The organism is Streptomyces sp. AC1-42W, assembly GCF_003248355.1.
Classification (GTDB): Bacteria; Actinomycetota; Actinomycetes; order Streptomycetales; family Streptomycetaceae; genus Streptomyces.
Genome location: NZ_QKWY01000002.1, coordinates 2,467,786 through 2,487,029 on the forward strand (window position 1 = coordinate 2,467,786; position 19,244 = coordinate 2,487,029).

16 protein-coding genes and 1 riboswitch are annotated in these 19,244 nt (G+C 71.4%); of the genes, 4 read left to right on the plus strand and 12 right to left on the minus strand.

Annotation, left to right across the window (positions count from 1 at the left end; genetic code table 11):
• Positions 1–10: 10 nt before the first annotated feature.
• Positions 11–760 (plus strand): cobalt-precorrin-6A reductase, encoded by a 750-nt coding sequence (locus tag DNK56_RS29080; RefSeq protein ID WP_111338748.1) that lies wholly within the window; start codon positions 11–13, stop codon positions 758–760.
• Here DNK56_RS29080 and DNK56_RS29085 read toward each other — a convergent pair.
• The 3 genes from DNK56_RS29085 to cobG all read right to left on the minus strand — a co-directional run bounded on the left by DNK56_RS29085 (position 745) and on the right by cobG (position 4,299).
• Positions 745–2,253: a precorrin-2 C(20)-methyltransferase gene (locus DNK56_RS29085; RefSeq protein WP_111338749.1), complete on the minus strand. Its 1,509-nt coding sequence runs from the start codon at positions 2,251–2,253 to the stop codon at positions 745–747. The two genes, DNK56_RS29080 and DNK56_RS29085, sit on opposite strands and share 16 nt — an antisense overlap.
• Positions 2,250–2,876 carry a precorrin-8X methylmutase gene (locus DNK56_RS29090; protein WP_111338750.1) on the minus strand — a complete coding sequence of 209 codons (627 nt, stop codon included), beginning with the start codon at positions 2,874–2,876 and terminating at the stop codon, positions 2,250–2,252. The genes DNK56_RS29085 and DNK56_RS29090 overlap by 4 nt, the downstream gene beginning before the upstream one ends.
• Positions 2,877–2,955: 79 nt before the next feature.
• Positions 2,956–4,299 carry a precorrin-3B synthase gene (gene cobG / locus DNK56_RS29095; RefSeq protein WP_111338751.1) on the minus strand — a complete coding sequence of 448 codons (1,344 nt, stop codon included), beginning with the start codon at positions 4,297–4,299 and terminating at the stop codon, positions 2,956–2,958.
• Positions 4,300–4,370: 71 nt separating this feature from the next.
• Positions 4,371–4,472: riboswitch (cobalamin riboswitch) on the plus strand.
• 87 nt (positions 4,473–4,559) lie between these two features.
• Here cobG and cobN point away from each other — a divergent pair.
• A complete protein-coding gene (gene cobN / locus DNK56_RS29100) occupies positions 4,560–8,249 on the plus strand; it encodes a cobaltochelatase subunit CobN (RefSeq protein ID WP_111338752.1) in 3,690 nt (1,229 codons plus the stop codon).
• Between the two features lie 17 nt (positions 8,250–8,266).
• On the opposite strand, the gene DNK56_RS29105 is transcribed toward cobN, so the two are convergent.
• From DNK56_RS29105 to DNK56_RS29130, 6 genes are all read right to left on the minus strand, one after another.
• Positions 8,267–8,962 (minus strand): L,D-transpeptidase family protein, encoded by a 696-nt coding sequence (locus DNK56_RS29105; RefSeq protein WP_111338753.1) that lies wholly within the window; start codon positions 8,960–8,962, stop codon positions 8,267–8,269.
• A 104-nt stretch (positions 8,963–9,066) separates the two neighbouring features.
• The gene (locus DNK56_RS29110; RefSeq protein WP_111338754.1) at positions 9,067–12,594 is read right to left on the minus strand and encodes a SpaA isopeptide-forming pilin-related protein; all 3,528 of its coding nucleotides are present in this window, start codon (positions 12,592–12,594) and stop codon (positions 9,067–9,069) included.
• 117 nt (positions 12,595–12,711) lie between these two features.
• The gene (locus DNK56_RS29115) at positions 12,712–14,112 is read right to left on the minus strand and encodes a DHA2 family efflux MFS transporter permease subunit (protein ID WP_146610416.1); all 1,401 of its coding nucleotides are present in this window, start codon (positions 14,110–14,112) and stop codon (positions 12,712–12,714) included.
• A gap of 1 nt (position 14,113) precedes the next feature.
• Positions 14,114–15,355, minus strand: a complete 1,242-nt coding sequence (locus DNK56_RS29120; protein WP_111338756.1) for a cytochrome P450, cyclodipeptide synthase-associated — start codon at positions 15,353–15,355, stop codon at positions 14,114–14,116.
• Between the two features lie 38 nt (positions 15,356–15,393).
• Positions 15,394–16,101, minus strand: a complete 708-nt coding sequence (locus DNK56_RS29125) for a tRNA-dependent cyclodipeptide synthase (protein ID WP_199563587.1) — start codon at positions 16,099–16,101, stop codon at positions 15,394–15,396.
• Positions 16,102–16,214: 113 nt separating this feature from the next.
• Complete coding sequence (locus DNK56_RS29130; protein ID WP_241990120.1) at positions 16,215–16,670, minus strand: MarR family winged helix-turn-helix transcriptional regulator; 456 nt, start codon at positions 16,668–16,670, stop codon at positions 16,215–16,217.
• A gap of 224 nt (positions 16,671–16,894) precedes the next feature.
• On the opposite strand from DNK56_RS29130, the gene DNK56_RS29135 reads away from it, so the two are divergent.
• Entirely contained in the window at positions 16,895–17,125 is a 231-nt protein-coding gene (locus tag DNK56_RS29135; RefSeq protein ID WP_111338758.1) for a hypothetical protein, read from the plus strand.
• A gap of 61 nt (positions 17,126–17,186) precedes the next feature.
• On the opposite strand, the gene DNK56_RS29140 is transcribed toward DNK56_RS29135, so the two are convergent.
• From DNK56_RS29140 to DNK56_RS29150, 3 genes are all read right to left on the minus strand, one after another.
• A complete protein-coding gene (locus DNK56_RS29140; protein ID WP_111338759.1) occupies positions 17,187–17,414 on the minus strand; it encodes a DUF397 domain-containing protein in 228 nt (75 codons plus the stop codon).
• Between the two features lie 128 nt (positions 17,415–17,542).
• A complete protein-coding gene (locus tag DNK56_RS29145; RefSeq protein ID WP_111338760.1) occupies positions 17,543–17,731 on the minus strand; it encodes a DUF397 domain-containing protein in 189 nt (62 codons plus the stop codon).
• Positions 17,728–18,582, minus strand: a complete 855-nt coding sequence (locus tag DNK56_RS29150) for a helix-turn-helix domain-containing protein (protein ID WP_111338761.1) — start codon at positions 18,580–18,582, stop codon at positions 17,728–17,730. Before DNK56_RS29150 ends, DNK56_RS29145 begins: the two co-directional genes overlap by 4 nt.
• A 123-nt stretch (positions 18,583–18,705) precedes the next feature.
• Here DNK56_RS29150 and DNK56_RS29155 point away from each other — a divergent pair, with 123 nt between their 5' ends.
• Positions 18,706–19,203 (plus strand): ATP-binding protein, encoded by a 498-nt coding sequence (locus DNK56_RS29155; protein ID WP_199563586.1) that lies wholly within the window; start codon positions 18,706–18,708, stop codon positions 19,201–19,203.
• The last annotated feature ends 41 nt before the right edge of the window (positions 19,204–19,244 follow it).

A 19,244-nucleotide genomic window follows, 5' to 3' on the forward strand; every position in this document is an offset into this window, starting at 1 on the left:
GGTCCTCCTCGTGCACGTACTGATTCTGGGCGGGACGACGGAGGCGCGTCGGCTCGCCGGACTGCTGGTGGCCGGCCTGCCCGCCGGGAGCAGGGTCACCAGTTCGCTGGCCGGGCGGGTGGCCCGGCCCACGCTGCCGCCGGGCGAGGTCCGCGTCGGCGGCTTCGGCGGCGCCGAAGGGCTCGCGGACTGGCTCCGCGCACACCGGGTGCACGCGCTCATCGACGCCACCCATCCTTTCGCCGGGACGATCACGTTCAACGCGGCGGCCGCGGCCGCCGCCGCCCATGTTCCTCTGCTCATGCTGCGCCGCCCCGGCTGGGTGCCCGGTGACGGCGACGACTGGCACCCGGTCGGCTCCCTGGACGAGGCGGCGGCGGCGCTGCCCGCGCTGGGACGGCGGGTCTTCCTCACCACCGGGCGGATGGGGCTCGCCGCCTTCGCCGGGCTGGACGGCCTGTGGTTCCTCATGCGGTCCGTGGACGCGCCCGAACCGCCGTACCCGGCGCGGATGGAGACCCTGCTCGACCGGGGCCCCTTCACCCTCGAAGGGGAGCGGGAGCTGATCCGCCGCCACCGCGTCGACGTCCTCGTCACCAAGGACAGCGGCGGCGCGGCGACCGCCCCCAAGCTGGCCGCCGCCCGCGAGGCCGGCCTCCCCGTCGTCGTCGTCCGCCGGCCACCGGTCCCGGCGGGGGGCGCGGTGGCCGGCACCCCGGAAGAGGCCCTGGCCTGGCTGACGGATCAGCTCTCCGGGTAGCGGCGCGGGGTCCACACGATCTGCCGCCCCCCGCCGCGCCGCTCCCAGCGGGTCTGCGAGGAACCGACGATCAGGATCGTGCGCATGTCCACATCGGCCGGGTCGAGGTCCGCCAGACGCACGGTCCGTACGCTCTCGGCGGGCCCGCCGACGTCCCGGCCCAGGACCACGGGCGTGTCCGGCGAGCGGTGCTCAAGGAGCAGGTCCCGCGCCTTGCCGACCTGCCAGGTCCGGCTGCGCGAACCGGGGTTGTACAGCGCCAGCACCAGATCGGCCGACGCGGCCGCGGCGAGCCGGCGCGCGATGACGTCCCACGGCTTGAGCCGGTCCGAGAGCGAGATCGCCGCGTAGTCGTGGCCCAGCGGCGCCCCGGCGCGGGCCGCCGCCGCGTTGGCGGCCGTCACCCCCGGCAGCACCCGCACCGGCACGTCCGCGTACGTCTCCTGCGACGCCACCTCCAGCACGGCCGTGGCCATCGCGAAGACCCCCGGATCGCCGCCGGACACGACGGCGACGCGCCGCCCGCGCCGGGCCAGGTCGAGCGCGAACTCGGCCCGCTCCGACTCCACCTTGTTGTCGGAGCCGTGCCGGGTCTGCCCCGGCCGGACCGGCACCCGGTCCAGATACGTGGTGTAGCCGACGAGGTCGTCGGCGGCGGCCAGCGCGCCGCGCGTCTCGGGCGTCAGCCACAGCGGACCGGCCGGACCCGTGCCCACCACGGTCACCCCGCCGCCGTCCGGGGCGGGTTCGGGGCGGGCGTCGACCCGGCTCGGCAGGACGGCGACCGCGAAGTACGGCACGGAACCGGCGTCGGTGTCCGCCAGGTCGCCCAGCCGCTCCCCGGCCATCGTGGCGCGCTCGACGTAACGGGCCTCGGGCAGCCGGCCCGACGCCTCGAACGCGCGGCGCACGGCGGGGAAGGTGCGGCCCAGCTTCATCACCACGGCGGCGTCGGTCGCGGCCAGCCGGGCGGTCAGCTCCTCCTCGGGCAGGGTGCCGGGCAGGATCGTCAGCACCTCCTCGCCCTCCGCGAGCGGGGTGCCGAGCCGGGCGGCGGCGGCGCTGACCGAGGTCACGCCGGGGATGACCTCGGTGGGGTAGCGGTCGGCCAGCCGCTTGTGCATGTGCATGTACGAGCCGTAGAACATCGGGTCGCCCTCGGCGAGCACGGCGACCGTGCGCCCCGCGTCCAGATGGGCGGCGAGCCGGGCCGCCGCCTCCGTGTAGAAGTCCTCGATGGCGCCCCGGTAGCCGCCCGGATGGTCCGTGGTCTCCGTGGTGACCGGGTAGACGAGGGCTTCCTCGATGTGGTCGGCGCGCAGGTGCTCCGCCGCGATGGACCGGGCGATGGACCGGCCGTGCCGGGCGCTGTGGTACGCGACGACGTCCGCCCCGGCGATGGCCCGCACCGCGCGCAGGGTCATCAGCTCCGGGTCGCCGGGGCCGAGCCCGACCCCGTACAGCCGTCCCGTTGTCTGCTGGCTCACGGTCACTCTTCCTCGCTGGCGATGGCGTTGAGCGCGGCGGCGGCGATGGCGCTGCCGCCGCGCCGGCCGCGCACGATCAGGTGGTCGAGCCCGGACGGGTGGGCCGCCAGGGCGTCCTTGGACTCCGCGGCGCCGACGAAGCCGACCGGCACACCGATGACGGCGGCGGGGCGCGGGGCACCCTCCTCGATCATTTCGAGCAGTCGGAACAGGGCCGTCGGGGCGTTGCCCACGGCGACGACCGCGCCGTCGAGCCGGTCCCGCCACAGCTCCAGGGCGGCCGCCGAACGGGTCGTGCCCAGCTCCTTCGCGAGGGCGGGCACGGCCGGGTCGGACAGGGTGCACACCACCTCGTTGTCCGCGGGCAGCCGCTTGCGGGTGACCCCGCTGGCGACCATGGCCACATCGCACAGGATGGGCGCGCCGGCCCGCAGCGCGGCGCGGGCCCGGGCGACCGCGCCGGGCGTGTAGCCGATGTCGCGTACGAGGTCGACCATGCCGCAGGCGTGGATCATCCGGACGGCGACCTGGCTCACGTCCGCGGGCAGGCCGGCGAGGTCCGCCTCCGCCCGGATGGTGGCGAAGGACTGGCGATAGATGGCCGGTCCGTCCTTCTCGTACTGATGCACAGTGGTGTCGCTCTCTTCAGCGGGCGGGTTACGGGCAGGGGGTGGGGCGTTGTACAGGGGGAAGAACTCGGGGCCTGGCTTACGGGCGGCGTGGGTCACGGGCCGCCGCCACGGCGGTGGCCGGCGCGGCCGGGTCGGCGGCGACGCGCACCGCTTCCTCGGGCCGGGCGCCGTCGCGTACGACGGACACCCGGTAGCCGTCCGGGCCGGCGACGACGTCCACCCAGTCCCCGCGCGGATGGCCGCACCGCCGTTCGCACCCGGACCAGTACACGGGCAGCGCGTCCACGGGCGGCGCGTCGGGCAGCGCCGACGCGGCGTCACCCCGCACATCGGCCAGGGACTTGGCGCAGCCGGGGCGGCCGACGCAGGCGCCGGTCCCGGTCCACGGCGAGCGGTCGGCGGTGACCAGGCCGGCGGCGCCCAGCGCGTCGAGCGCCCCCGGCGCCCGCTCCCGCCGGACACCGGGCACGACGACTCCGCGCCAGGGGGTGAGCCGGATTTCACCGGTGCCGTGGTCCCGCGCGAGGTCCGTCAGCGCCCGCCACCGCACCGCGTCCGCCCGCCCCAGCGGCAGCCCGACCGACAGCGCGTCCGTCCCGCCGGGCCCCGCCACCACGCCGAGCGCCGGGGGAGCCCCGGCCGGTACCGGCGCGGTCGCACGGGTGACGGGCAGCCCGGCCGCAGCCAGCTCGCGCACCACCGCGTCGAGCAGTGGCCCGGCACCCCCGGGGAGCTCGGCGACCCGCCAAGCACCCGAACCGGAAGCGTCCGCCAGGGACAGGAACACCGTCGCCGCCAGCAACGCGGCGCGCGGCGCCTCGTCACCCGGAATCCGGGCCACCGACTCCAGCGCCCCGATCCGCAGCTCCGCCACCCCGTCGCCCCGCGCCCGCAGCGTCACGTCCGCGCCCAGCGCGTCCACATCGCCGCGCCCGTCGTCCAGGGCGAACAGGAACCGGCCGGACAGCCCGGCCGCCTCCTCGCTCGCGCACACCAGCGCGTCCAGCGCGACCAGCCAGGGCCGTACGTCCCGCGCCCCGCGACTGTCGAGCCCGGCCAGCGGGGAGGCCACGACGTTGCGGACCCGCTCATGCGACGCGGAGGGCAAAAGCCCCATTCCGCTCATCCGGGAGGCCAGTTCGGACCCGCATCCGGCGTCGAGCCCGCGCAGCTGCACATTGCCGCGCGAAGTGAGATGCAGCTCACCATCACCGAGCCGGCCGGCCAACTCCCGCAGCCCGTCCGCCTGCTCCCAGGTCAGCACACCACCGGGCACGCGGACGCGCGCCAACGCCCCGTCGTCCGCCCGGTGCAGCCGCAGCGCACCGGGGCAGGCGTCGCCGCGGACCCGGAAACGGGCGTCGTCGGGCTGGGCGAAATGGGGGGCTGGGGGAGGCATGGCGGCGAGCATACCGACCATCTCATCCGATCCGATGACCCCATCGTCGCCCCCGGACCCTTACTATGCCTAGCGACGGACCTCCGGGTCCGTCGTCGCCACAGACGGCGACAGGGGAGGAAGCCCGGTGCGAATCCGGCGCGGTCCCGCCACTGTGAGCTTGGTCCCACCAGGGCCGGGCGAGTCAGGAACTCCCTTCCCCGCATACCCGGCAGGTCCGGGCAGGGGAGCCTTCGACACCGCCACGGGGCGTGGACACCCCGAGGAAGGCCAGACGCCGCATGATCCTGCTCCTGTCGACGTCCGACACCGACCTGCTCAGCGCCCGCGCCTCCCACGGACCGGTCGGCTACCGCTACGCCAACCCGTCCCGCCTCCCGCTCCAGGACCTGCCCGCGCTGCTGGACGGCGCCGACCTCGTCGTCGTACGCCTCCTCGGCGGGGTCCGCGCCTGGCAGGACGGCCTCGACCAAGTCCTCGCCACCGGCCGCCCCGTCGTCGTCCTCACCGGGGAACAGGCCCCCGACGCGCAGCTGATGGCCGCCTCCACCGTGCCCATCGGGATCGCCGCCGAGGCCCACGCCTACCTCGCGCACGGCGGGCCCGCCAACCTCGACCAGCTCGCCCGGTTCCTGTCCGACACCGTGCTGCTCACCGGCCACGGCTTCGAACCCCCCGCCGCCGCGCCCTCCTGGGGCCCGCTGGAACGCACCCCCGCCGAGACGGCGCCCGACGCCCCCACCGTCGCGGTGCTCTACTACCGCGCCCACCACATGAGCGGCAACACCGCGTTCATCGAGACCCTGTGCCGGGCCGTCGAGGCCCACGGCGCCCGCGCCCTCCCGCTGTACGTCGCCTCGCTGCGCAGCCCCGAACCCGAACTCATCGAGGCCCTGCGCGCGGCGGACGCGATCGTCACCACCGTCCTCGCGGCCGGCGGCACCCGGCCCGCCGAGGCATCGGCCGGCGGCGACGACGAGTCCTGGGACGCGGGCGCGCTCACCGCGCTCGACGTCCCGATCCTCCAGGCCCTCTGCCTCACCAGCTCCCGCACCGACTGGCAGGACAACGACGAGGGCGTGTCCCCGCTGGACGCCGCCAGCCAGATCGCCGTCCCCGAGTTCGACGGCCGCCTGATCACCGTCCCGTTCTCCTTCAAGGAGATCGACCGGGACGGCCTGCCCGCCTACGTGGCCGACGACGAACGCGCCGCCCGCGTCGCCGGCATCGCCGTCCGCCACGCCCGGCTGCGCCACATCCCGAACGCCGGCAAGCGCGTCGCGCTCGTCCTGTCCGCGTACCCGACCAAGCACTCCCGCATCGGCAACGCGGTCGGCCTCGACACCCCCGCCAGCGCCGTCGCCCTGCTGCGCCGACTGCGCGAGGAGGGCTACGACTTCGGTACGGAGGACGTCCCCGGCCTCGCGTCCGGCGACGGCGACGAGCTGATCTACGCCCTGATCGAGGCCGGCGGCCACGACCAGGCGTGGCTCACCGAAGAGCAGCTGGCCCGCAACCCGGTCCGCATCCCCGCCGCCGACTACCGCCGCTGGTACGCCGAACTCCCCGCCGAACTCCGCGAGGCCGTCGAGGAGCACTGGGGCCCGCCGCCCGGCGAGATGTTCGTGGACCGCTCGCGCAACCCCGAGGGCGACATCGTCCTGGCCGCGCTGCGCCGGGGCAACCTCCTGATCCTCATCCAGCCGCCGCGCGGCTTCGGCGAGAACCCGATCGCGATCTACCACGACCCGGACCTGCCGCCCTCGCACCACTACCTCGCCGCCTACCGCTGGATCGCCGCCCGCGCCGACGACAACGGCTTCGGCGCCGACGCGATGATCCACCTCGGCAAGCACGGCAACCTGGAGTGGCTGCCCGGCAAGAACGCCGGGCTCTCCGCCGCCTGCGGCCCCGACGCCGCGCTCGGCGACCTGCCGCTCGTCTACCCGTTCCTCGTCAACGACCCCGGCGAGGGCACCCAGGCCAAGCGCCGGGCGCACGCCACGCTCGTGGACCACCTGGTCCCGCCGATGGCGCGCGCCGACAGTTACGGGGACATCGCCCGCCTCGAACAGCTCCTGGACGAGCACGCCCAGATCGCCGCGATGGACCCGGCCAAGCTGCCGGCGATCCGCGCCCAGATCTGGACCCTGATCCAGGCCGCGAGGCTCGACCACGACCTGGGGATCGAAGGACGCCCCGAGGACGAGGGCTTCGACGACTTCATCATGCATCTCGACGGCTGGCTCTGCGAGATCAAGGACGTCCAGATCCGCGACGGCCTGCATGTGCTCGGCGCCGCGCCCACGGGCGCCGCCCGCGTCAACCTGGTCCTGGCGATCCTCCGGGCCCGCCAGATCTGGGGCGGCACGCAAGCCCTGCCGGGCCTGCGCGAAGCCCTCGGCCTGGACGAGTCGGCGGCGACCCGCACGGACGCGGACACGGTGGAGGACGAGGCCCGCGCCCTGGTCCAGGCGATGGAGGACGCGGGTTGGGACCCGTCGGCCCTTCAAGCCCCTGCGGCGGGCGATCAGCCCAATCAAGCCCCTGCGGCGATTGAGCAGCGGGGTCCGGGGCAGAGCCCCGAGTCCACGGCCCGCAGCCCGCTCCACGACCTGACCCCGGACGTGGCGGCAATCCTCAGCTTCGCGGCCCAGGAGGTCGCGCCCCGCCTGGCCGGGACCACCGACGAACTCGACCACTGCGTCCGCGCCCTGAACGGCGCGTTCGTCCCCGCCGGCCCCTCCGGCTCCCCGCTCCGGGGCCTCGTCAACGTGCTGCCGACCGGCCGGAACTTCTACTCCGTGGACCCCAAGGCCGTCCCCTCGCGCCTGGCGTGGGAGACGGGCCAGGCCCTCGCGGACTCCCTCCTCACCCGCTTCCGCGCCGACAACGGCGACTGGCCGGTCTCGGTGGGCCTGTCCCTGTGGGGTACGAGCGCCATGCGCACCGCGGGCGACGACGTCGCCGAGGCGCTGGCCCTGCTCGGGGTGCGCCCGGTCTGGGACGACGCGTCCCGCCGTGTCACCGGCCTGGAGGCGATCCCGGCCGAGGAGCTGGGCCGCCCCCGCATCGACGTCACGCTCCGCATCAGCGGCTTCTTCCGCGACGCGTTCCCGCACACCATCGGCCTGCTCGACGACGCGGTACGGCTGGCCGCCTCGCTCGACGAACCGGCCGAGCTGAACCACGTACGGGCGCACGCGCAGGCGGATCTCGCCGCGCACGGCGACGAACGCCGGGCCACCACCCGTATCTTCGGCTCCCGACCCGGCACGTACGGCGCCGGGCTGCTCCAGCTCATCGACTCCCGCGACTGGCGCACCGACGCCGATCTCGCCGAGGTCTACACGACGTGGGGCGGCTACGCCTACGGTCGGGACCTGGACGGCTGTCCGGCCCGCGAGGAGATGGAGACCGCGTACAAGCGCATCGCGGTCGCGGCGAAGAACACCGACACCCGCGAGCACGACATCGCGGACTCGGACGACTACTTCCAGTACCACGGGGGAATGGTCGCGGCGGTCCGCGCGCTGCGGGGGACCGCGCCGGAGGCGTACATCGGGGACTCGACCCGCCCCGAGACCGTCCGCACCCGCACGTTGACCGAGGAGACGTCCCGCGTCTTCCGAGCCCGTGTGGTCAACCCGAAGTGGATCGAGGCGATGCGCCGCCACGGTTACAAGGGGGCCTTCGAGCTGGCCGCGACCGTGGACTACCTCTTCGGCTACGACGCCACGACGGGCGTCGTGGCGGACTGGATGTACGACAAGCTGACCGAGACCTATGTGCTGGACCCGGCCAACCGCGCCTTTCTGGAGCAGGCCAATCCGTGGGCGCTGCACGGGATCGCGGAACGTCTTCTGGAGGCCGAGTCGCGCGGCATGTGGGCCAAGCCCGACCCGGCCGTCCTCGAAGCGCTGCGCCAGGTGTTCCTGGAGACGGAAGGCAACCTGGAGGGCGAGGAGTAGCACCCCGCCACCGGTCGTCAGCCGGCGGTGCCGGGCTTCACGCCCCATACGTAGACGACGTCGTCCAGCGCGAGCAGGTCCCACAGCTTCGCCGCGTCGTCCACGGTGAGGTTGACGCAGCCGGCCGAGCCGCCGCCGTCGTACAGGTCGCCGGGGTGGCCGTGGAGTGCCTGGCCGCCGTCGAAGAACTGGGAGTACGGCATCGGCGCGTTGTCGTAGATGGTGGAGACGTGGTCGCGGTCGCGCCAGTAGATGAGGTGCCGGCCGGGCCGGGTCTCCTGGGCGTCACGGCCGGTCCGGATGGGGACGGGACCGAAGACGACCTTCTTCCCCTTCTGCACCCACAGCAGTTGGCGGTCCATGTCCACGCAGGTGACCCGCCCGCTCTCGACCGGGCAGTTGCCTGCGGCGTTCGGGTTCGGCGTGGCTTCGACGACGAGCATGGCGCGGTAGGTGCCGAGGTCGGCGCGGCCGTCCGGGTGCGGCCGGCCCTGTTCGGTCTGGAAGGCCCGGATGGCCCGGCAGTCCGCGTCGGACTGGCGGCCGTCGACGGGCAGCCCGAGGTGCTTCTCCAGCTGGCGCTGGTACGGGCCGGCCGGCGCGGTGCACGCGGTGTCGGGAAGGGGAGCGGCGGCCGCGGGGGCGGCGGTGCACAGCAGCGCCGCGGCAGCGGCGGCGGCCAGGGAAGCGACGAGGCGGTGGGAACGGGACACGGGCCGGATCTCCTGCGTGATTCGGGTATCGACGTACGTGCTGTCAAGCCGTAGAGCGAGACCGCCCGGCCGTCCACGAGTGGACGGCCGGGCGGGTGACCGGGTCAGCCGCGTGCGGCGGCCTTGTGGTCGTTGTCCTCGCAGTCCTTGCCCTTGTCCTTTCCGCCCTTGCCCTTGCAGGGTTCACCGCGCTCGTTGGTCAGCTCGACGGTGACGCCCTCGGCGCTGTTCTCCTCGGTGACCTCGATCGGCCCGGAGACCGGGTCGTCCGACAGGACGTAGCCCTCCGGAACGGCGATCTCGCGGAGGTAGTACTCCCCGAGCGGCAGGTCGTCGAAGACGCACTGGCCGTCGTCGCCGGTGGAGCAGCCCGCGTCGGTGAGCGTGTCCGGGTTAGCGCCGCCGGTCTGGAGGCCGGGCACGTCGTTGGTCTCGCGCCACAGCTCGAAGACGGCCCCGGCGAGCGGCTCGCCGTTCTTGGCGTCCGTCTTGTCCAGGGTGATCGAGCCGTTCACCGGCGGCACGGGCTCCTGGGTGTTGGCGGCCGTGACCTGGACGCCTTCGGCGGCGTTGTCCTCGGTCAGCGTGAGCGGCCCGAAGACGTTCGGGTCGGGCAGCTCGTAGCCGTCCGGGGCAGCGGTCTCGCGCCAGTAGTAGGTGCCCGGAACCGTGGTGTCCGAGCAGATGCCGCCGGCGGGGGTGGTGCAGTCGCTGACGTGGGTGTCGGGGTTGATGCCGATCGTCTGGAGGCCGGGCGTGTTGTTGCTCTCGCGCCACAGCTCGAAGACGGCCCCGGCGAGCGGGACGCCGGTCTCGGCGTCGGTCTTGAAGACCCGCACCTCACCGGTCACCGGCGGGACGACCGTCTGGTCGTTCAGGGCCTCGGTCTGGACGCCCTGCGCGGCGTTGTCCTCGGTGAGGACGAGCGGGCCGAAGACGTTGGGGTCGGGCAGGTCGTAGCCGTCCGGGGCGGCGGTCTCGCGCCAGTAGTAGGTGCCCACGGTGGTGTTCTCGGAGCAGATCCCGGTGTCGGGGGTGGTGCAGTCCGTGACGTGGGTGTCGGGGTTCGCCCCGTCCACCTGGAGCCCGGCCTCGTCGTTGGTCTCGCGCCACAGTTCGAACTCGGCGCCGGCCAGCGGGTCACCCGTCTCGGAGTCCGCCTTCAGCACACTGACGTCGCCCGTGACGGGCGGCACCACGGTCGGCTCGTTGGTGGCCGTGACCTGGACGCCCTCGGTGGCGTTCGCCTCGGTGAGGGTGAGCGGCCCGAAGACGTTCGGGTCGGGCAGGTCGTAGCCGTCGGGGGCGGCCGTCTCGCGCCAGTAGTACGTACCGAGAATGGTGTTGTCGGAGCAGACGCCGTCGGCGGGGGTGGTGCAGTCGCTGACGTGGGTGTCGGGGTCGGTACCGGTGGTCTGGAGGCCGTCGACGCCGTTGGTCTCGCGCCACAGTTCGAAGTCGGCCCCGGCCAGCGGGTTGCCGGTGTCGGCGTCGGTCTTGAGGACGCTGACGTCACCGGTCACGACGGGCACGTCGGTGGGGTCGTTCAGGGCCTCGACCTGGACGCCGTCCGTGGCGTTGTCGTCGGTGAGGACGAGCGGGCCGAAGACGTTGGGGTCGGGCAGGTCGTAGCCGTCCGGGGCGGCGGTCTCGCGCCAGTAGTAGGTGCCCACGGTGGTGTTCTCGGAGCAGATCCCGTTGATGGGGGTGGTGCAGTCCGTGACGTGGGTGTCCGGGGTTGCCCCGTCGACCTGGAGGCCGTCGACGCCGTTGGTCTCGCGCCACAGATCGAACTCGGCGCCGGCCAGCGGCTCGCTGGTCTCGGCGTCCGTCTTCAGCACGCTGACGTCGCCCGTGACGGGCTGTACGACGGTCGGGGTGTTGGCGGCCTCGGCCCGGACGCCCTCGGAGGCGTTGTCCTCGGTGAGGGTGAGCGGCCCGAAGACGTTGGGGTCGGGCAGGTCGTAGCCGTCCGGGGCGGCCGTCTCGCGCCAGTAGTACGTACCGAGGACGGTGTTGTCGGAGCAGACACCGTCGTCGGGGGTGGTGCAGTCGCTGACGAGGGTGTCGGGTGTGGCGCCGGTGGTCTGGAGTCCGGCCTCGTCGTTGGTTTCGCGCCACAGTTCGAAGTCCGCGCCGGCCAGCGGGTTGCCGGTGTCGGCGTCGGTCTTGACCACGCTGACGTCACCGGTGACGGGTGGCACCACGGTCGGCGTGTTGAGCGCCTCGACCCGGACGCCGTCCGTGGCGTTCTCGTCGGTGAGGACGAGCGGGCCGAAGACGTTGGGGTCGGGGAGGTCGTAGCCGTCCGGGGCCGCGGTCTCGCGCCAGTAGTACTCGCCCAGAGTCGTCGTCTCGGTGCAGATGCCGTCGTCGGGGGTGGTGCAGTCGGTGACGAGGGTGTCGGGTGTGGTGCCGGTGGTCTGGAGGCCGCCGACGCCGTTGGTCTCGCGCCACAGCTCGAACTCCGCCCCGGCCAGCGGGGCGCCCGAGTCCGCGTCCGTCTTGAGGACGCTGACCGCACCGGTCACCGGCTGCGAACCGCACTCCGGGAGGTCGCCGTTGAACGGGTAGGCGTGGAACTCGATACCGGAGGTCTCGCTGGTGTGGGTGAGCGAGCCCGTGGTGAAGAACCTGCCGTTCATACCGGACAGGCTCACGGTGCTCATGGACGCCTGATTGCCCACCAGGACGCTGCCCTGGAACTGCCCGGACCCGATGAACTGCGCCGTGCTCGCGTCGGGCAGGTTCCACAGCAGCCGGTCGCGGTACTGCCCCAGCGTGGCCTCGCCGCTGGTGGTGTTGATGACCCGGTTCTCGCCGATCACGTTGACCAGGATCGTCGCGCCGGCGGGGATGCCCTCGAACGCGATGTCCTGGCCGCCGTTGAGGTTGTTCGGGTTGACCATGTCGAAGTCGACGTTGAACACCTGGAGCAGCGAGGTGTTGTCACCGGTGAAGATCGTCCGGAAGTTTTCGTTGACCGCGGTCCCGGTCGGCTCCCGGAGCTGGTTGCCGTCCGGCCGTGCGTAGCACTGGCTGGCCGCGGTCAGCTCGTCGCGCAGCCCGGTGTACGGGCCTGCCGCGTTGTCGTCCTGGATGGTCGTCCCGGTCACGGTGCCGGTCTGCGTGCCCGCGTGGCGCACGATGCCCTGTTCCTCGACGATGCCGCCCGTCGTGTCCAGGGTCTGGCCGGGCGCGATGGTGACGTCGCCGCCGGTCGTCAGGAAGTCGGACCCGTCCGGCGGCGGGACGCGCGAGCCGACACCGACGATCCCGAGGTTGTACAACCCGCTCGCGTCGGTGTTCTTGTTCTGGTCGAAGTCGTCGAGCACGACGACCCGGCCCTCGGCCTCCGCCGCACGGCCCCGGACGAGGAAGTCGTCGCCCACGAAGATGTTGATCGCGTCGTCCCGGCCGGCGAACGGCCCGTTGCCGACCTCGGGGAACGGGTCGGGGCAGCTGCCCGGTACACACGGTCCGAGCCCGCCGGGGAGGGTCGCGGCGGCGGCCGGGGTGGCACCGACACCGAAGGTGAAGACGGGGATCACGGTCGCCAGGACGGCGCAGGCCGCGCCTGTGCTGCGAGCACGTGACCGCAGCGCCGATAGACGCTTGGGCATGGGTTTCATGGCGGCATCCTGGGGGCCGCCCACCTCCGCTCCGCGCGCGCGACACGACAGGTTGCGCCTTCCAGCGGGACAGGGCCACCCGGACGGACGCTCCGGAGGCGGGACTGCCCCCGGGTTCTACGAGCGTTCCACCTCGCCCCTCGGCAGGAGCAGTGCGGGAAGAGCGGTACAGGCGGTGAGGACCACGAGCCACCAGAAGCTCGCGGTGAACAGGTCCGCTCCAGCTGCCCGGTGGCTGGTGGTCCCGGTGGCGAGGACGGTGGCGACGACCACCGAGCCGAGTGCTCCGCCGAGCTGGGTGGCGATGCGACCGGACGTGCTGGCGTGGGCGATGCCCGTGTGTTCGATGCGGTGGTAGCAGGCCCCCATCGTCAGGATGGTGACCGCACCGACACCGGCCCCCCGCACGACGAGCCCGATTCCCAGGAGCCAGCCGCGGTCCGTGTCCGCCCCGACCGCGAACGGAAGGGTGCCCGCGGCAGCCAGGGCGAGCGCGGCCAGGACAGTGACGCGGGTACCGATGCGCGCGGTCAGCCGGTTGGCCACCGAGCGGGCCGCGAAGGCCCCGATGCCCTGGAGCGCCAGAACCAGGCCCGCCTGGAGAGGCGAGTAGTCCCAGGCACGCTGGTAGTACAGCGGCAGGAGCAGAAGCGCTCCGTAGAAGACAAGGCTGGTCAGGAGCAGCGAGAGCCAGGCGCCGAGGAAGTGGGTTCGGGCGAAGACCCGCACGTCGACCAATGGTGTGGACGCGCGCGGTGCCCACACTACGAAGCCGGCGATCAGGACCGCCCCGGCACCGATCGCCGCGGGTGTCGTCCACCCGTGATCGTTTCCGCCGCCGATGCGGGACAGGCCGAAGACGGCCAGGGCCAGGCCGGGGGAGAGCAGGAGCAGGCCGGTCACATCGAGTTTCCGGTCCGGATCGGCGGGGGAGACGGGTAGCCGGCGGGCGGCGAGGACGATGCCGGCCAGGCAGATCGGCACGTTGACGAAGAAGATCCATCGCCATCCGGCCGAATCCAGTAGCAGCCCGCCCAGGATGGGGCCGAGGATCGGGGCCAGGACGGCCGGTACCCCGACCGCACCCATGGCACGGGTGGCTTGCTGTTTTCCGGCGCTCTGCACCAGAAGGGTCTGCAGAATCGGCATGGACAGTCCGCCGCCGATGCCCTGCACGATCCTGAAAACGATCAGGCTGTCGATGTTCCAGGCCAGGCCGCAGGCCATGGAGCCGATCAGGAACAGGGACAGGGCGGTCATCCAGACGCGCTTGCCCCCGTAGCGGTGGGTGGCCCAGCCGCTGACGGGAATCGTGACGGCCGAGGCCAGGACATAGCCGGTTGCCACCCACTGCACGACGGACACCCTGGCGTCGAACACCTGCGACAGGTCGTCGAGCGCTACGTTGACGATGGTGGTGTCCAGCAGCGGCAGAACCGCCCCGAACAGCAGCACCACCACCATGCTCCGGGTCCGTGCGTCCAGCCGGTTCGGCAATGCGGTGGGGGGGTTGCTCACGTCAGTCACGGCCGGGAGCACCCCCGTTCACCGGAGTGAAGTCGAGGTCCAGCGAGATGGGCCCGCGCGTGTACAGGCCGCTCTCCCGGTACTCGTAGCCGGCTGAGTACCGGGCGTTCCGCAGCACGGGGAGAAGCAACGCGGCGACCGTCTCGATCTCGGTGCGGGCGAAAGCCGCGCCGACACATTGATGCAGGCCGGTCCCGAAGGCCAGGTGCTGGGCCGCGGCGGTGAAGGACCGGGCTACCCCCAGGTCGGCGCGGTGGATGTCGAAGGTGTCGGGGTCGGTGAACGCGGCCGGGTCACGGTTGGCCGCGCCGATCATGCAGAACACGGTTGCCCCGGCCGGTACGGCGGTCCCCGAGAACTCGGTGTCCCGTTCCACCCGGCGGGGGATGAGCTGTACCGGAGGGGTGAAACGCAGTGTCTCCGCGATCGCTGCGGACAGCAGCCCGGGGTTCTCAACGACCTGGTCCATTGTCCCGGGCCGGTCGATGAGGTGGTGGAAAAGCAGTGCGAGGGTCTTGTCCGCCGGTTCGGTCGCGGCGGCCAGGATATTGATGATCAGCGCGGTGACATCCCGCGTGCTCATCGTGATGCCGTCGAACTCGGCCGTGCACAACTGGGAGACCAGATCGTCTCCGGGCTCGTTGCGGCGTTGCTCGATGATCGGCACCAGGTACGCCTCCAACTGCTCGGCGCAGTTCAGGCAGTGACGGCGGCGCTCCTCGGTGAGTGTGATGCTGGTGATGAACTCCGCGACCCCATGGTGCCAGGCGGCGACCTGGCGCCAGTCGTTCTTGTCGAGCCCTAGCACATCGAGCGTCACATGAACGGCTAACGGCTTGCCGAAGTCGTTGACCAGATCGACCTTTCCCCGGTTCAGGAACGGCATGAAGAGTTCGTCGGCGTTGGAGCGGATCGCCCGGATCTGGTCCTTCAGCGCGGCACCGGTGAACCCGCGCACCACGATCTTCCGCTTCGCGGTGTGCTCCGGACCGGTCATCTGGGCGAGTACCGGACCGCGCATCACAGGCTCGGCCCGGACGGCGAGGGTCTTGGTGCTGAACGCCTTGTGCTCGGTCAGTACGCGGTGTACGTCCTGGTAGCGGGAGAGGAAGTAGCTGTCGATGCCCGCCTCGTAATGAACCGGGTCTTCCCGGCGGAGTATGGGGAAGTACGGGTAGGGGTCACGGGCGAAGTCGTCCGACAGGATGCTGAACTTCGGGGCGACGGAAGTCATGGAGGTGCCCTACTTTCTTGTCGTGGGAGAAGTGCCGGTCAGAGCGTTTCGGTGACGGTGAGGTATCCCTGGGCGGGATGGGCGGCGATCGAGAATCTTCCCGCGAAGATCTGTTCGCCCAGTTTCCAGGGCTGGTGGTAGGCGAGGAGGGATTCCTCGACCCCGAGCACGGTGGGAGTCTCCAGAAAGAAGGGAAGCTCGGCCAGTACGTATTCGGCGGCATGCGCGGCCTGGGATTCCGAGACGGGCTCGGTTGATCCGTGCACCGTACGCAGGCGTCCCAGTATCGCCTTCTGCGCCATTTCAAGGCACGAGGACCGGAAGGCGGTATCGGCTCGGAATGCCTCCTCGCCTGCGGCCTTGAACTTTCGGTACGTCGGGTCGTCCGCGAAGTCGGAGATCGAGACGACTCTGGTGTCCGGCGGGGTCGGACCGAGTTGGCGGAGGGCTTCGTCGACCGAGCGACGGTTCCGTCTCACCGCGCGTCTGGCCTTGTATCGAGCCTTGCCCTCCGGTGTTCCGATGGCTTCGAGCTGAAGTGCCGATTCGTCGCCGGCGAGGAGCACGTCGAAGCTCTCGAAGGTGGCGGCTGCCCACCGTATGAGACGGGTGACGTACTCATCCGAGAAACGACTGTTGAACGGACTTATCCCGATGAGGACATGCCTTTTGCGGCTGTATATGGCCGCACAGTTCTTGGTGGCGGGGGTTGCGGATAACCCGCATGCTTCTGCGAGGGGTGCCATGGCTTTCATTCCTGTTTCTCCTGTTCTGGAATTGAGTCTGTTTTGGGCAGCGCTGAACCGCCGGGCGAGACCGGTCTCGTCCGCGGGGAATTCCGCTGTTTACCGTTCGGTGATCAGTCCTGTTGAGAGAAGAGTCCGCATTCGACGAAGTTCCGGAAGATCTTCACGAAGACGGCGACCTCATCGGAAGGCCAATCCGACAGGTGGTTTCCTATGAGGTGGGCGAGGCGCTCGCGCATCGCGCGTACCGCTTCCTGACCCTTCGGGGTCAGCATCAGCAGCGTGCCCCTGCTGTCACGGGGGTCGGGGGCGCGGGCGAGGAGTCCGGCCTTCTGCAACGTGGTCGCCCGGCGACTGACGACGGAACGGTCCAGGCCCACGTCGCTCGCCAACTCGGCTGCGGTGCAGCGCCCCCGGCGGGCCAGGCCGCTTATGACCGGGTAGGAGACCTCGTCGATCCCCTCCGCGACGTCCCGCGTCAGCACGCCGTAGACCTGTACTCGCATCTCGCGCCGCAGAAGCACACCGAGCGCTTCGGCCACCTCGGCGCCGTAATCGTCGTATTCCACGCGGTCAACTTAGCGTGCACGGCGCACGCGTGTCTAGTGCACGCGTTTCGTGTGCGGTTCGTGAGGGAGTGTGGGGCATCTGTGTGGACGGTGAGACGGATTGGTGTCGTTACTGGTCTGGACCTGTGGGTGAAGGAGTGGCTACGCTGCCCCCGGCTGCGGCGGGATGTCTCGCCGGGGCCACTGGTTCGCAGTCAAGTGTTCAACTCATTCAGGGAGTTCACATGAAGCGACGCATTGCCATGATCGCCGCAACCGCTGCGGCGGCGATCGCCATCCCGCTTGCCGGAGCGACCACCGCACAGGCTTCCGCCTGGCACTATCAGGGGGCCTACTACACGCTGGCCGAATGCCAGGCCGCAGGCGAGCAGGGGGCGATCCTGTGGGGCCCGTTGTTCGGCTGCACCCCGATGCCGATGGAGGGGCACACCTGGTACGCCCTGATGGTGCACTGATCCTTCCCGCGTGCGCGGGCCGTCCCCGGTGATGTTCGAGCCGGGGGCGGCCCGGTCGCGGCTACCGAAGGATGCCGCGTGCGAGGCGAGTTGACTCCGGGCCCGTTGCGAACCGGACGAGGCCGGTCCAAGCGTCCGGCGAGACGCGGAGGGCGGGCCCGGAGGCGACTTTGGAATCCCGGACATGGACGGCGTCCAGGCCGGCCGCGACCTCGACGCAGTCGCCGCCCTCGGCTCCGCTGTAGCTGCTCTTGAACCAGAGGAGGGGCGGTGCGGTGATGTTGTTCATGGCTCTCCCAACGACATGGCATGCACAGTGAACTGACTGACCATGACACGGGCAGCCGGGACATGCGAGAGCCCTGCCGGTCGAGGCTCGGACCGGCAGGGCTCTCGCGCGTACAAGCGCCGTCTGTACTACTCCGTCGTGGCGAGCCCGACGAACCCGGCCCAGGCGTCCTGCGACACTCGCAGGACGGGCCCGGCCGTCACCTTGGAGTCACGAACATGCACGGCGTTCGTGGCGGCCGCGACCTCGACGCACTCGCCGCCCTCGGTGTTGCTGTAGCTGCTCTTGAACCAGGCGAGAGGTTCGTTGTTGTTCATAGTTCTCCCAGCAACTTCTCGATGAACTGCAGCGACTCTCGCGGCGTGAGAGCCTGTGACCGGATGATCCCATAGCGTGCGGCGGCGATCGCGGCCTGCTCGGGATCGGTCTCAAGCGAGCTGACGTTCGTCGTCTCGACGTACAGAAACTTCTTGCCGTCCTTGCGTGTGACGACGGTGAACGGCCCGTTCAGGCCCGCGTTGTCCTCGCAGTCGAGGGGAACGACCTGGAGTTCGACGTTCCGCCGCTGGCCCATAAGCAACAGATGTTCCAACTGCGCACGTTGTACATCCCGGCCGCCGTACCGCTGTCGTAGTACCGCCTCGTCCATGACGAAGCTCAGCAGCGGGGCGGGGCGGCGATCGAAGATTACCTGCCTGGCCAGCCGGGCCGTGACTCGTTGGTCGATGGTGTCCTGGTCGAGGAGAGGGCGCCGCATGGCCAAGGTAGCCCTCATGTACTCCTCCGTCTGCAGGAGGCCGCTCACCAGCAGCTTGCTGTACGACACCAACTCGATGGCCTGCTTCTCCAGCTTGGCCATGTCCTGGAAGAACGGCGGGTACTGCGCCTGCTCCACCAGGTCCTTCCACTCGATGAGCAGGCCGTCCGCGTTCAACTCCCGGTCGGACTCGTCGATCGCACGGGGCGGCGTGATGCGGCGCCCCTGCTCGAAGGAGGCGATGGTGGATGCGGAGTACCCGAGGCGACGGCCCAGCTCCTCCCGGTCCATGCCCGCGCGCAGCCGTAAGGTCTTCAGGCTCCGGCCGAACGCCGTGACCACGCCTTGGCCGGCCTTGTCCGCCGCGCGGGCGCCGTCCTCCGCGTCGAGCTCCCTCGGTTCACTCGTCATCGCACCCTGCCTCGCTCTGTCGCGCCGTGCTTCACGTACTCGTGCCGACGACGCGCGTACAAGCGGTTCGCGTCAGTGCGTCACTACTGGTCACGCTACGCCACCGCGAGGACGCTGGGAGCCATGATGAGCAACATCGACACCCCCAGCCGCACCACCCAACCCCCCAGCCACCCCATTCACTTGGGCACCCCGTCGTTCGCGATGCAGTTCACGGCCACGCCCCGGGGAGCCAGGCTCGCCCGCCGCCTGTCCGCCGTGCGGCTCGACGCGTGGGGACTCCCGTACGGAACACAGGCGCACGAGGCGGTCGTACTGATCACCGCCGAGTTGACGGCGAACGCGGTCCAGCACGGGTACGTGTCCGGGCGCGACTTCCACCTGCTGCTGCGCCTGGTCGAGCGACCGGGACCGGCGGCACGGATCGAAGTGACGGACACGCGCGGGGAGAGGGTGCCGCCCCGGCCCGGCAAGCTCGCCCCGGCCGGCCTCGCGGAAGGGGGCCGCGGCCTGCTGGTGGTGGAAGGGCTGGCCACGCGCTGGGGCTGGTGCCCGAGGTCGAACGCACCGGGCAAGACGGTGTGGGCGGAGTACGACATGACTGGCGGAGGCGCGTACTAGCGTGCGGGGAAGGGGAGCGAAGGGTGGCGCGGCCGGCGTCG

What these genes read in the sequence shown, in the direction of transcription:
- cobG (WP_111338751.1), bottom strand. Translation starts at nt 4,299, where the DNA reads ATGGTCGGTATGCTCGCCGCCATGCCTCCCCCAGCCCCCCATTTCGCC.
- DNK56_RS29155 (WP_199563586.1), top strand. Translation starts at nt 18,706, where the DNA reads ATGATGAGCAACATCGACACCCCCAGCCGCACCACCCAACCCCCCAGC.
- DNK56_RS29140 (WP_111338759.1), bottom strand. Translation starts at nt 17,414, where the DNA reads ATGAACAACATCACCGCACCGCCCCTCCTCTGGTTCAAGAGCAGCTAC.
- DNK56_RS29120 (WP_111338756.1), bottom strand. Translation starts at nt 15,355, where the DNA reads ATGACTTCCGTCGCCCCGAAGTTCAGCATCCTGTCGGACGACTTCGCC.
- DNK56_RS29135 (WP_111338758.1), top strand. Translation starts at nt 16,895, where the DNA reads ATGAAGCGACGCATTGCCATGATCGCCGCAACCGCTGCGGCGGCGATC.
- DNK56_RS29110 (WP_111338754.1), bottom strand. Translation starts at nt 12,594, where the DNA reads ATGAAACCCATGCCCAAGCGTCTATCGGCGCTGCGGTCACGTGCTCGC.
- DNK56_RS29145 (WP_111338760.1), bottom strand. Translation starts at nt 17,731, where the DNA reads ATGAACAACAACGAACCTCTCGCCTGGTTCAAGAGCAGCTACAGCAAC.
- DNK56_RS29150 (WP_111338761.1), bottom strand. Translation starts at nt 18,582, where the DNA reads ATGACGAGTGAACCGAGGGAGCTCGACGCGGAGGACGGCGCCCGCGCG.
- DNK56_RS29125 (WP_199563587.1), bottom strand. Translation starts at nt 16,101, where the DNA reads ATGGCACCCCTCGCAGAAGCATGCGGGTTATCCGCAACCCCCGCCACC.
- cobN (WP_111338752.1), top strand. Translation starts at nt 4,560, where the DNA reads ATGATCCTGCTCCTGTCGACGTCCGACACCGACCTGCTCAGCGCCCGC.